This is a genomic window from Saccharothrix ecbatanensis, assembly GCF_014205015.1.
In the GTDB taxonomy this organism is placed as follows: Bacteria; Actinomycetota; Actinomycetes; order Mycobacteriales; family Pseudonocardiaceae; genus Actinosynnema; species Actinosynnema ecbatanense.
Genome location: NZ_JACHMO010000001.1, coordinates 7,189,119 through 7,201,897 on the forward strand (window position 1 = coordinate 7,189,119; position 12,779 = coordinate 7,201,897).

At 69.5% G+C, this 12,779-nt stretch carries 11 protein-coding genes; 3 read left to right on the top strand and 8 right to left on the bottom strand.

What is annotated here, in order from left to right; genetic code table 11:
* Position 1: 1 nt before the first annotated feature.
* Both F4560_RS31170 and F4560_RS31175 read right to left on the bottom strand, forming a co-directional pair.
* Positions 2–580: a DUF3558 domain-containing protein gene (locus tag F4560_RS31170; protein ID WP_184926202.1), complete on the bottom strand. Its 579-nt coding sequence runs from the start codon at positions 578–580 to the stop codon at positions 2–4.
* 7 nt (positions 581–587) lie between these two features.
* Complete coding sequence (locus F4560_RS31175; RefSeq protein WP_184926204.1) at positions 588–1,040, bottom strand: hypothetical protein; 453 nt, start codon at positions 1,038–1,040, stop codon at positions 588–590.
* 239 nt (positions 1,041–1,279) lie between these two features.
* Here F4560_RS31175 and F4560_RS31180 point away from each other — a divergent pair, with 239 nt between their 5' ends.
* Positions 1,280–2,554 (top strand): hypothetical protein, encoded by a 1,275-nt coding sequence (locus F4560_RS31180; protein ID WP_184926206.1) that lies wholly within the window; start codon positions 1,280–1,282, stop codon positions 2,552–2,554.
* On the opposite strand, the gene purD is transcribed toward F4560_RS31180, so the two are convergent.
* The 5 genes from purD to F4560_RS31205 form a co-directional block, all read right to left on the bottom strand.
* On the bottom strand, positions 2,551–3,807 hold the full coding sequence (purD, locus tag F4560_RS31185; RefSeq protein ID WP_184929499.1) for a phosphoribosylamine--glycine ligase: 1,257 nt from the start codon (positions 3,805–3,807) through the stop codon (positions 2,551–2,553). The genes F4560_RS31180 and purD overlap by 4 nt on opposite strands.
* Positions 3,808–3,933: 126 nt before the next feature.
* Positions 3,934–5,079 (bottom strand): RNA-guided endonuclease InsQ/TnpB family protein, encoded by a 1,146-nt coding sequence (locus F4560_RS31190; RefSeq protein WP_246477904.1) that lies wholly within the window; start codon positions 5,077–5,079, stop codon positions 3,934–3,936.
* Positions 5,080–5,193: 114 nt separating this feature from the next.
* Positions 5,194–6,186, bottom strand: a complete 993-nt coding sequence (locus tag F4560_RS31195) for a TAXI family TRAP transporter solute-binding subunit (RefSeq protein ID WP_184926208.1) — start codon at positions 6,184–6,186, stop codon at positions 5,194–5,196.
* On the bottom strand, positions 6,167–8,164 hold the full coding sequence (locus F4560_RS31200) for a TRAP transporter permease (protein WP_184926211.1): 1,998 nt from the start codon (positions 8,162–8,164) through the stop codon (positions 6,167–6,169). The genes F4560_RS31195 and F4560_RS31200 overlap by 20 nt, the downstream gene beginning before the upstream one ends.
* A gap of 99 nt (positions 8,165–8,263) precedes the next feature.
* On the bottom strand, positions 8,264–8,524 hold the full coding sequence (locus tag F4560_RS31205; protein ID WP_221483699.1) for a UBP-type zinc finger domain-containing protein: 261 nt from the start codon (positions 8,522–8,524) through the stop codon (positions 8,264–8,266).
* Positions 8,525–8,552: 28 nt separating this feature from the next.
* Here F4560_RS31205 and F4560_RS31210 point away from each other — a divergent pair, with 28 nt between their 5' ends.
* Together F4560_RS31210 and F4560_RS31215 are read left to right on the top strand one after the other, a co-directional pair.
* On the top strand, positions 8,553–10,106 hold the full coding sequence (locus tag F4560_RS31210) for a Na+/H+ antiporter (RefSeq protein ID WP_184926213.1): 1,554 nt from the start codon (positions 8,553–8,555) through the stop codon (positions 10,104–10,106).
* Positions 10,107–10,229: 123 nt separating this feature from the next.
* On the top strand, positions 10,230–11,336 hold the full coding sequence (locus tag F4560_RS31215) for a glycerophosphodiester phosphodiesterase (protein ID WP_184926216.1): 1,107 nt from the start codon (positions 10,230–10,232) through the stop codon (positions 11,334–11,336).
* 68 nt (positions 11,337–11,404) lie between these two features.
* On the opposite strand, the gene F4560_RS31220 is transcribed toward F4560_RS31215, so the two are convergent.
* Positions 11,405–12,691, bottom strand: coding sequence for an adenylosuccinate synthase (locus tag F4560_RS31220; protein ID WP_184926218.1), 1,287 nt, complete (start codon positions 12,689–12,691; stop codon positions 11,405–11,407).
* Positions 12,692–12,779 lie beyond the last annotated feature (88 nt).

Genomic DNA, 12,779 nt, shown 5'->3' on the forward strand with positions numbered 1-12,779 from the left:
CTCACTTCAGCGTTTGCAAGGTCGCAAGCGCCAACTCAGCGCCCTTGGCGGCGTTCTGACACATCTGGTCCTGCGTGAAGCCATCACCGATCGGAAAGAACTGAACTACGAGTTGCTGCTTGTCCGCCACGTCGACGGCGTAGGAGCAATAGGCCTCGGAAGTCCCGGCCAGCTTGTACTGGTAGGCCGCAAACCCGGCGACAGTCTTGGCAACGACATCGAGGTTGCTACCGCCTTCCCAGTGATCGATCCCCACTCCGGAGATCAGGGAGACGTTGTAGCTGGACATCGTGTCGCCATCGGCCCGGTTACGACAAGTCGGCACCGGCTTGTCGTTGGTCAGCACATCGAGCGGCTTGGTCGACGTCTCGTTGATCTTCAGTTCACTCCGCTGTGCGGCTGTGAACGTCGCGCAGGGATCGATTCCATCGACCTTGAGTTCCTTCGGCCGCGCCGGCTTGGACGTGGTCGGCTTGACCGACTCGCTGGTCGTGGATCCGGTTGACGGAACAGGCTGGGCTTCACCAGGCTCACCGGTCGAGCACCCGGCGAGCACGGCGATCAGGACACCGGCCGACACCACCGCACTACTTGGACGCACCAGCAGCCCCCAGAGCAGCGGTCACTTCTTCTTCGGTGAACTTGTACTGGATGGCCGCACCACGCAGCTGCTTTACCAGGCCGCCGAGGCTCAGCGTGTACTGCTCGATGCGCGCCGCGTACGAGTCGTCGCCGTCGACCAGGCGGGAGTTCCACGCGGCGGCGATGTCGGCGTTCACTTCGTCGGGGTTGTTCAGGTTCACGGTCAGATCTGTGACCGCGCCCTCGAGCGCTTCACGGAGCGCCACTCTCTGATCATTGATGATCCTTGCGGCCTGGAGGACGGTTTCCTCGGTCACTTCGAACTTCTGGCCGGAGCCGGGACCGGCGGCCATCGTCGCGCCCAGTCGCTTCTCAGCCGCGAACATGTCGCCGACTGCCTTGCCGATGGTCCCTCCCACCGCGGCGACGGCTCCTAGTAGGCCGCTCTCCTGTTCCACGACGTCCTACCCCCGTACGGTCGGTGACGGATCGAACCCGGTCCGAGGCTACCAACGACCACGTGAGCCGAGCCTGAGGTTGGACGAAGAAACCCCCACGATGGTTCCCGCCGGGTCCGCGGCCGCCTGTTGATCATCCGTTGGCGAGAACCACTGGCCAAAGCGCTGCGCGAAACGCGGGCTGTTCGCCATGATCGCCGCACCTGCCGGGGGGCAGGCCGTGTCGCACAGGGGGTCGGATGAACGCACCGCAGTACTACCAGCCGTTCAACTACGGACCGCCGCCACCGCCACCGAAGAAGAAGGCCGGGAAGATCGTCGCGGCACTCGTCGCAGTCGTGGTGCTGGCGGCTGGGATCACCGCCGTCATCGTGCTCCGGTCGTCCGACGACCCGAAAGCCACACCCACCACCACACCGGTGGAGGACGTGCGACCTCCGGAACGGAACGTGCTCGTCCAGCGCATCGAAGAAGGACCCGTCACCTACGGCACCACGCCGGCGTTCGACGCGTGCGCCGTCCTCCCGCGCGCCGGGCTGGCCGATCTCGGCTTCCCGGAAGACACGACCGACTACCGCGAAGCGGCCTACCTGCCCACCTCGCTCACCCCGGACCGCGCCACGCTCAGCAAGGTCCACGACCTCGATCCGCTGACCGACTGCGGCTACTGGATCCGCACCGGGGACCGCGACGACGCCTACATCACTCTCGCCATCGCGCAGCTGCCCTTCAACAGCATGCCGAGCCGCCGGCCGGGGGAAACACCGCGCTCCTCCGGGCTGGACGTGGTCGCCGAACACGAGGACGACCAGTTCTTCGCCGAGATCGGCAACGTCGACTCACGGTTCGCCGCGACCCTGATCATGGGCCGGATCACCGGTGACGTCGCGGGTGTCCCCGTCGCGACGGTGTTCGGCAAGCTGACCGACCTGGTCGCCGCCGCCCTGGCCAAGGGCCCGAGCAGCCACAGCTCCTACGCCTTCACCGGCGGCTACGAAGCCCTGCCGTTCGCCTGTGACGTGCTCACAGCGGAACTGTTCACCGAACTGACCGGCAAGCCGGACTCGGGCCGGGTCGAGGTCGACGACACCTCGGCGCACGAGACCGCCCGCGACTACCACGGCATCGGCCGCCTCCCGGCGATCGAGCAGCAGTGCACCCGCAGCTCCAGCGACCGCTTCTCCACCAGCCGGGACGCTTCGCGCATCCTCACCGTCACGTTCGAGACGTTCCGCACGGACGCACAGGCCAAGTCGGCCCACTCCTACCAGTGCGACCCCGACAACCCGGCCGGCGCGATCCTCGGGGAGCCGGTGCCGGTGGACCAGGAGATCGGTGACGCCAAGCCGTGCGTGCGGCCGATCGAATACCTGAACTACACGTTCCTGATCGGCCGCACGTCGGTGCGCCTGCGACCCAACGAAAGCTGGGCGGGCACGGACCCCGACGACTTCGGCCGGGAGTTCGCACCTGTGGCGAAGAAGCTCGCCGAGGAAGTCCGCGAGCGGTTCTAGGGGACGTCGATGTCGCCGGTCGCCGCACGCAACGCGATGTCGGTGCGGTGGTGCGAGCCGGTCAGGTGGACGCCTTCCAACCGGCGGTAGGCGTCTGTCCGTGCCTCGGTCAGCGTCGCGCCCGTGCCGACGACCGACAGGACCCGGCCACCGGTGGACACGACGGCGCCGTCCTCGCGGCGACGGGTGCCGGCGTGCAGCACGCCGTCCGCCTCCGCGCCGGTCACCACGTCACCCGTGCGCGGACGGCCCGGGTAGCCCTCGGCCGCCACCACGACCGTCACCGCGTAGCCCTCTGCCCAGTCCAGCGCGGGCGCGGTGCCGAGAGTGCCGGTCGACGCGGCGTGGAAGAGACCTGCCAGCGGGGTCCGGAGCAGGGCCAGCACGGCCTGGGTCTCCGGGTCGCCGAACCGGCAGTTGAACTCGATGACCTGCGGCCCGGTCGTGGTCAGGGCCAGGCCCGCGTACAGCAGGCCGGTGAACGGGGTGTCGCGGCGCGCCAGTTCGTCCACGACCGGCTGCACGCAGGTCGCCACGATGGAGTCCACCAGATCGGGTGAAGCCCAGGGCAACGGGCAGTACGCGCCCATGCCGCCGGTGTTCGGGCCCGAGTCGCCGTCGCCGACGCGCTTGAAGTCCTGCGCGGGCAGCAGCGGGACCACGGCGGCGCCGTCCACCAGGCAGAACAGCGACACCTCCGGCCCGTCCAGGAACGACTCCAGCAGCACGGGGTGACCGTGGTCGAGCAGCGTCATGGCGTGCGCGCGGGCCACGGCGCGGTCGGTCGTGACCACCACGCCCTTGCCGGCCGCCAGACCGTCGTCCTTCACCACCCACGTCGGGCCGAAGCGGTTCAGCGCCGAGTCGAGCCGCGCCGGGTTGTCCACCACCTCGGACGTCGCCGTCGGCACGCCCGCGGCGGTCATGACGTCCTTCGCGAACGCCTTGGACCCCTCGATCCGGGCCGCCGAGGCCGACGGGCCGAAGCAGGGGATCCCGATCGCGCGCACGGCGTCCGCCGCACCCGCCACCAGGGGCTGCTCCGGCCCGACCACGACCAGGTCGGCGTTCCACTCCTTGGCCAGCGCCGCGACGGCCGCCGCATCGGTGACGTCGACCCCGTACGTCTCGGCGACCCCGGCGATACCGGCGTTGGCCGGCGCACAGGCCAACGCGACCACCGAAGGATCCCGCGACAAAGCGAGGACAAGGGCATGTTCACGGGCGCCAGACCCGATGACCAGGACACGCAGCGACAGCACGGTGCGGAAGCCTAGTTGACTCCTCCTCTCCCTGACGGGAGGGGATTGCCCATCGGGCTCGCGCCCGGCAGTTCCTGCTTCTTCTCCCGAGGGAGGTTGTGACGGTTGCCTCGCCGACTAGCGTCGGGTCGGTCTGACACCGTCTCCACAGGCGGTGACCGCCAGCCCGGCGGCCAGGACGTTCTTCGCGGCGTTGACGTCGCGATCGTGCAGTGCCCCGCAGTCGCAGGCCCAGACCCGGACGTGCAGCGGCAGCGTGTCGAGCAGATGCCCACAGTCCGAGCACGTCTTCGAGCTGGGCAGCCAGCGGTCGACCACGACCAGGTCACGGCCGTACCAGTCGCACTTGTACTCCAGCATCGACCGCAACTCCGACCATGACACGTCGGAGATCGCACGGGCCAACGACCGGTTGCGCAGCATGTTGCGGACCGCCAGATCCTCGATCACGACCAGTTGGTTCTCCCGGACGAGTCGAGTGGTCAACTTGTGCAACAAATCCCGACGCCGGTCGGCGATACGGGCATGGACACGCGCCACCCGCAGCCGCGCCTTGGCCCGGTTCGCGGAGCCCTTCTCCTTGCGGGCCAGCGCCCGCTGCGCGCGGGCCAGGCGTTCCCGATCCCGCCGCTCGTGCCTCGGGTTGGTGATCTTCTCCCCGGTGGAGAGGGTGACCAGGGAGGTGATCCCCGCGTCGACGCCCACGACACGGTCGACGGGTGGGGCGTGGGCGACGGTGGTCTCGACCAGGATCGACACGTGCCACCGCCAGGCCGGGTCACGCGACACCGTCACCGTGGACGGCTCGGCACCCTCCGGCAACGGCCTGGACCACACGATCTCCAGCGGCCCGTCCATCTTCGCCAACGTCAACGGCCCGTCACGCCAACGGAACGCCGACCGCGTGTACTCCGCCGACGCCCTGCCCCGCTTACGGGACTTGAACCGCGGATAGCGGGACCGCTTCTCCCAGAACGCCGCGAACGCCGACTGCAAGTGCCGCAACGACTGCTGCAACGGCACCGACGACACCTCGTTAAGAAACGTCAGCCCTTCGGTCTTCTTCCACTCCGTCAGCAGCGCCGACGTCTGCACGTAATTCACCCGACGGTGCTCGCCGAACCACGCCGCAGTGCGGGCCTCCAACGCCCGGTTGTACACCACCCGCACACACCCGAACGTCCGCAACAACTCCACTTCCTGCGCCGAAGTCGGATGGAAGCGGAACCGGAACGCCCGCTTCACCACCGACCCCGCCACCATGCTTCACACACTAACGTCGTAACTGCTGAAGCGACGCCACGGGTTCAAGGCGCCGGCTTCCTCCTCGGCATGGACGCCGAGGTACGTGCCGACGTGAACCGATGACCCGGCCGGTCAGCCGCCCAGTGCGTCCAGCGAGCCGGGGTGCAGCGGCACCGGGTCGGTCATCCCGGCCTTCTCCTCGCGGATGTCCTTCGCCGCCGGGTGCACCGCTTCCAGCTCCGACTTCTTCGCGTAGATGAGCTTGGTGACGGCGCACGCGTTGGCCTCCGGGAAGTCCGACCGCACGAGCAGGACGTTGGGCACGACCACGGTCGCCACGCCCTCCGGCTGCCCGTAGGTGGTCGCCGGGATGGTGCCCCGGTCGTACACCTCGTTGACCTTCTTCAACGCGTCCAGCTGCGGCGTGATGTCGATGAACTTGACCTTGTCCTTCAACGACGTGGTGAGGTCGGTGATCTGCGCGGTGGGCAGGCCGCCGGACCACACGAGCCCGTCGATGCTGCCGTCCTTCATCCCGTCCGCGGTCTTGGCCAGGTCGAGCCGCTGCGCCTGGACGTCGGTCTCCGGGTTCAGCCCGGCCGCGGTCAGCAGCCGGTTGGCGATCACCTCGGTGCCCGACTTGGGCGATCCGGTGGAGATCCGCTTGCCGCGCATGTCGGCCACCGAGTTGATCCCGGCGTCGGCCCGCACGAGGACCTGCGTGTAGTTCGGGTAGAGCCGGGTCAGCGCCTGCACCTGCTGCGGCTTGCCCTCGAACGACCCCTTGCCCGCGACCGCGTCCGCCGCCGTGTCGGCCAGCGAGAACGCCATGTCGTAGTCGCCGGCGACCAGCTGCTGGATGTTCTGCACGGACGCGCCGGTCTCCGCGGCGGTCGCCTTGAGCTTGGTGTTCTCGCTGATCAGCTTCGCCAACCCGCCGCCGACGACGTAGTACACGCCGCCGGAGTTGCCGGTCGCGATGGTGATCCGCCCGTCCGCCGCCTCGCAGGCGGGTCCGCCGGCGTTGCCGTTGTTCGCGGCAGGCGTCTGCTTGCCACCGCAACCGGCGGCGAGCAGGCCGACCGAGAGCACGCCGACGGCGGCTTTAAGCGTCCAGCTGCGCATGCTGTTCCTTTTCCGGTTTGACGATCTTGGGTAGGACGATGTGCACCGCGACGGCGACCACGAGGAACCCCAGGCCGACGGCGATGGTGACGGGTTGCAGGTAGAGCAGGGCCACGGCGGCGGGCACGCACAGCACGCGCTCCGGCCACCGGGCACGATGGAACAGCCATCCGCCGGTGACGACGGCCAACGCCGCCACCCCCAGCGCGGAGACCGCGAACACCCACAGCGCGTCGACGAGCGACGTGCGCAGCAGCAGCCCGGCGCCGTTGTCGGACAGCACGAACGCGAGCGGCACGAGGAACGCGGGCAGCGTGTACTTCCACGTCCGCCACATCGTCTTCATCACGTCGCCGCCGGTGATGGCGGCGGCGGCCACGGCGGCGAGCGCCGTCGGCGGCGTGACCTCGGACAACACCGCGTAGTAGAAGATGAACATGGCCGCTTCCTCGGGCGCCACGCCCACCTCCATCAGCGCCGGCCCGATGACGACCCACGAGATGATGAACGACGCGGTCACCGGCACGGCCAGCCCGAGCAGGCTCACCGCGACCGCCGACAGCACCACCGTGACGAACAGGACCACGGTCGGGTCGGACGAGATCGCGGCCGCCAGGTCCACCAGCGCCGACGCCAGCTCCAGGCCCAGCCCGGTCCTGGTGATGGTGGACGTGATCACGCCCGCCGCCGCGCACACCGCGATGACCGGCAACGCCGACCGCACGCCCGCCGACAGCGAGTCCGCCATCGCCCGCAGCCATTCCCGCACGTCACCGCGCTTGGCGATCAGCGCGAACAGCGCCGCCACACCGGTCGCGTAGACGACGGCGGAGAACACCGGAATGTCCAGCGCCAGGAACACCACGATCACCGCGAGCGACAGGAAGTGGTACCCGCCGCGCTTGAGCAGCGCCCACGGGCTCGGCGAGTCGATGTCCACCGGCTTGGCGCCGAACTTCCGCGCGTCGATCTCCACGGCCAGCGCGATGCCCAGGTAGTAGAGCAGCGTCGGCAGGATCGCCCAGATCAGCACCTGGAGGTAGGACGTCTCCAGGAACTCGGCGATGATGAACGCCGCCGCGCCCAGCGTCGGCGGCGACAGGATCGCCCCGATGCCGGCGGCGGCCAGCAGCCCGCCCGCGTTCTCCTTGGGGTAGCCCGCCTTCTTCAGCATCGGCCACGTCACCGCGCCCAGCGACACGGTCGTCGCGGTGCCGGAGCCGGACACGGTGCCGAGCAGGAAACCGGCCGTGGCGGCGGTGCGGCCGGGCGCGGTCCGCGACTTGCGGAACGCGGAGAAGCTGATGTCCACGAAGAACGCCCCGGCGCCGGACGCGTTCAGCACCGACCCGTAGATGGTGAACAGCACGATGTACGTGGCGGCGACGTCCAGCGGCGTCCCGTAGAACCCGGTGGCGGCGTTGTAGAAGCCGCTGATGATCTGGCTGAAGTCCACGCCCGCGTGCGAGATCGACCACGACTGCGGCAGGAACCCGCCGTAGTAGGCGAACGCGATGAACCCGAGGCAGACGATCGGCAGCACCCAGCCGGTGGTCCGCCGGCACCCCTCCAGGATCAGCACCAGCAGCACCGACCCGGCGATGACGTCCAGCGTGGTGAGCTGCCCCTGCCGGTCGAGGAACGCGTCGAACCCGCCGAACAGGGGGTACGCGCCCACCACGAACGCGAGGGCCGCCGCCACCCAGTCCACGACGCCGGGGTCGTCACCCTCGCCACGCCGCCCGCGCGGCCGGTAGCAGAGGAAGACCAGCGGCAGCGTGACCGCCAGGAAGATCACCAAGTAGTACTGGCTGCCCTTGCTGAACGGCCAGAACACCTGCTTGAGCACGAGCACCGCGATGACGAGACCCGCCACCCACACGCCCAGCTCCCACCGGCGGGACAAAGCGCGCGACGGGCGCTCCTCGTCCAGCTCGGCGAGCAGTTCATCGACATCGACCTGTGGTTTGGTCGCCACGCGCACCCCTTCGTGTCGCGCTGGTTCAAGCGCACCCGAAGCTACTTGTGTCGCGGTTCACAGCCATAGACCGACCGTCTAAAGGGACTGTAAAGACGTTCAGACGACCCTTGAGTCGAGGAAGCACCAGCGCCAGTCCTCGCCCGGCTCGAACGAGCGCATCACGGGGTGGCCGGAGGCGGCGAAGTGCGCGGTCGCGTGCCGGCGGGGGCTGGAGTCGCAGCACGCCACGTGCCCGCAGCCGAGGCAGATCCGCAGGTGCGCCCAGCTGCGCTCGCCGGCGGCGAGGCAGTCCCCACAGCCCTCGGGGTTGTCCGGGTCGACCGACGGCGGCAGGTCTGAGACGTGAGGACAGGTCATACCGGCCATCATCACGCAAGATTGCGCCATGCACGGACCGGAACTGCTCCTTCTGCTCGTGGGCGCGCTGCTCGTCGGGGCGGGGGCCAAACGGCTCAACTGGTCGGCGCCGCTGGTGCTGGTGGGCGTGGGGCTGGCGGTGTCGTTCATCCCCGGGCTGCCGGAGTTCGCCCTGGACCCGGAGCTGATCCTGGTCCTGGTGCTGGCGCCGCTGCTCTACTCGGCCGCGCTGGACAGCTCGTTCCACAACATCCGGGCCAACCTGCGGCCGATCGGCCTGCTCGCGGTCGGTCTGGTCCTGGCCACCACGCTCGCCGTGGGCTGGGTCGCGCACCTGGTCCTGCCGGGACTGTCGCTCCCGGCGGCCCTGGTGCTCGGCGCGGTGGTGGCGCCGCCGGACGCGGTGGCGGCGGTCGCGATCGGACAGCGGCTCCACCTGCCGCGCCGGGCGATGACGCTGCTCACCGGCGAGAGCCTGATCAACGACGCGACCGCGTTGACCGCCTACAAGGTCGCCGTGGCCGCTGCCGCGGGCGCCACCGCGACCTGGCTCGACGGCACGCGCACGTTCCTGATCAGCGCGGGTGGGGGCGTGCTGGTCGGGTTGGTGATCGGCTTCGGCGTGCGGTGGATCCGGGACCGGCTCGACGACGGGGTGATGGAGAGCGCGCTCGGGATGCTCGTGCCGTTCGGCGCGTACATCTTCGCCGAGGAGCTCCACGCCTCCGGTGTGCTCGCGGTCGTCATCGCCGGCCTCTACATCGGACACCACGCCACGCGCAGCTCGTACTACACGCGCCTCCAGGACACCGCGGTGTGGCGGTCGGTGGACGTGGTGCTGGAGTCGTTCGTGTTCGCGCTGATCGGCTTGCAGCTGAGGAACGTGGTGCGGGACGTGGACATCACCGCCGGGCTGCTGTGGGCGGCGGCGGCCGTGCTGGCGGCGACGATCGTGGTGCGGTTCCTCTGGATGTACCCGGCGGCGTACCTGCCGCCGCTGCTGTCCCGACGGATCCGGGAACGCGAGGGTTCGCCGGGGTGGCGTGGCGTGACCGTGCTGTCGTGGGCCGGGATGCGGGGCGTGGTGTCGCTGGCCGCGGCGAGCGCGCTGCCGCTCGACCTGCCCGGCCGGGACGTGATCGTGTTCTGCGCGTTCGTGGTCACGGTGGGCACGCTGCTGATCCAGGGACTCTCGCTGCCGTTCGTGATCCGCAAGCTCGGGTTCCGGGGCGACGAGGAGCGGACCGACGCGCTGGCCGAGGCGCAGGTGCAGCACGCCGCCGCGCAAGCCGCGGTGCGGACCCTGGACGAGGTGATCGGCGGCGAGAGCGGCACGCCGGAGCACGTCGTGGAACGCCTGCGGATCATGGCCGAGCACCGGGGCAACGCGGCGTGGGAGCGGCTCGGCCGGCAGGAGGACGAGAGCCCGGCCGCGTCGTACCGGCGGTTGCGCCGCACCATGCTGGCCGCCGAGCGCAAGGTGTTCGTCCAGGCCCGCGACGACGGGCAGATCGACGACGAGGTGCTGTACCGGGTGCTCCGCGAACTCGACCTGGAGGAAGCGGCCATATCCAGGGAGTGACGATCACGCCTTCGGCCCCACGCGTTCACCGTGACGTGGCCTGCACTTCCCCCTACGGTGACCAGGACGTCGCGGTGCGCGACGAGGCTGCCGCGCGTTCAGGTATCTCTGAGGAGGTCGTCGATGGTGCGGACGAAGATCGTCGGGGCAGCGCTCGCGGCGCTTGCGGTAGCGGCAGCGGTGGTGGTGCTGCCTTCGGCTTCGGCGAGCGGTGACGCCGAGGTGGCGTCGTCCCGCAAGGGCCCGCTGGTGATCGGCCACCGGGGCGCGTCGGGGTACCGGCCCGAGCACACGCTGGCCGCGTACGAGCTGGCGGCGCGGATGGGCGCGGACTACATCGAGCCCGACCTGGTCGCGACCAAGGACGGCAAGCTGGTCGCGCGGCACGAGAACGAGATCGGCGGCACCACGGACGTGGCGGCGCACCCGGAGTTCGCCGCGCGCAAGGCCACCAAGGTCATCGACGGCGACGCGATCACCGGCTGGTTCACCGAGGACTTCACGCTCGCCGAGCTGAAGACCCTGCGGGCCAAGGAGCGCATCCCGCAGGTCCGGCCGCGCAACACGCTCTACGACGGCCGGTTCCAGGTGCCGACGCTGGAGGAGGTCATCGACCTGTCCCGGCGGCTGTCCCGCGAGCTGGGGCGCGACATCGGCCTCTACCCGGAGACCAAGCACCCGACGTACTTCCAGGAGATCGGGCTCCCGCTGGAGCAGCGCCTGGTCGACGTGCTGACCCGGGCGGGCCTCAACCGGCCCAACGCGAAGGTGTTCGTGCAGTCGTTCGAGGTGGCGAACCTCAAGCAGCTCAAGTCGAAGCTGCGGGTGCCGCTGGTGCAGCTGATCAACTCGTCGGGCGCGCCGTACGACTTCGTGAAGGCCGGTGACAAGCGCACCTATCGCGACCTGGTGACGGTCGAGGGCCTGCGGGAAATCCGTTCGTACGCGTCCGGCGTCGGCACGGCGAAGGACCTCGTCATCCCGCGTGACGCGGCGGGCTTCCTCCAGCAGCCGACCACGCTGGTGCGTGACGCGCACGCCCAGGGCCTGGTCGTGCACGCCTGGACGTTCCGCAACGAGAACACGTTCCTGCCGGCCGACTTCCGCTCGTCGACCGACCCGGCCGCGTACGGCAACGCGTTCGGCGAGTACGCGAAGTTCTACGCGGCCGGGCTGGACGGCGTGTTCGCCGACAACCCCGACACCGCCGTCGAAGCGCGCAACGGCTGACCTCTGAACGGGAAGTGCCCCCGACCGCTTCGGCGTCGGGGGCACTTCCCGTTCAGAGGTCAGCAGGGTCAGATGATGTCGTGCCGCACGATGGTCTGCTCACGGCCCGGCCCCACACCGATCGCGGACATCCGGGCGCCGGAGATCTGCTCCAGGTGCTCGACGTACGCACGGGCGTTCGCGGGCAGTTCCTCGTACGTGCGGCAGTGCGTGATGTCCTCGAACCAGCCCGGCAGCTCTTCGTACACCGGCACGGCGTGGTGCACGTCGGTCTGCGTCATCGGCATCTCGTCGACCCGCTCGCCGTCGATCGTGTAGCCGACGCAGACCGGCACCTTCTCCAGCCCGGACAGCACGTCCAGCTTGGTCAGGAAGTAGTCGGTGATGCCGTTGACCCGCGCCGCGTAACGGGCGATCACGGCGTCGAACCAGCCGGTGCGCCGGGACCGACCGGTCGTCACGCCGAACTCGCCGCCGGTCTTGCGCAGGTGCTCGCCCATGTCGTCGTTCAGCTCGGTCGGGAACGGCCCCGAACCCACCCGCGTCGTGTACGCCTTCAGGATGCCGATCACCGTGGTGATCTTCGTCGGCCCGATGCCCGAACCGGCGCTCGCGCCGCCCGAGGTCGGGTTGGACGACGTCACGAACGGGTAGGTGCCGTGGTCCACGTCGAGCAGCGTGCCCTGCGAGCCCTCCAGCAGCACCGTCTCGCCGCGCTCCAGCGCCTGGTTCAGCAGCAGGCGGGTGTCCGCGATCCGGGAGGTGAACTTGGTGCCGTGCTCCAGCACGCTGTCCACCACCTGCTCGGGGTCCAACGCCTTGCGGTTGTAGACCTTGACCAGCACCTGGTTCTTGAAGTCCAGCGCCGCTTCGACCTTCTGCCGGAGGATCTTCTCGTCCAGCAGGTCCTGCGCGCGCACGCCGACGCGGGCGATCTTGTCCTGGTAGCACGGGCCGATGCCGCGACCGGTGGTGCCGATCTTGGCCTTGCCCAGGTACCGCTCGGTGACCTTATCGATCGCCACGTGGTAGGGCATGATCAAGTGCGCGTCCGCGGAGATGAGCAGCTTGCTGGTGTCGACGCCCTGGACTTCGAGGCCCGCCAACTCCTCCAGCAGCACGCCCGGGTCGACCACGACGCCGTTGCCGATGACGCTGGTCACACCGGGGGTGAGGATGCCGGAGGGGATCAGGTGCAGGGCGAACTTCTGCCCGGTGGGCAGCACGACGGTGTGACCCGCGTTGTTGCCGCCCTGGTACCGGACGACCCACTGCACCCGGTCACCGAGCAGGTCCGTTGCCTTGCCCTTGCCCTCATCGCCCCACTGGGCACCGATCAGCACGACGGCCGGCATGTGAAACTCCAAGCGGTTGGGACGGACAGAGAGCCGAATGCCTGCGACGGCCGAGCCGTCAGTGGACGGCTGTTGAGGGTAGACCAGG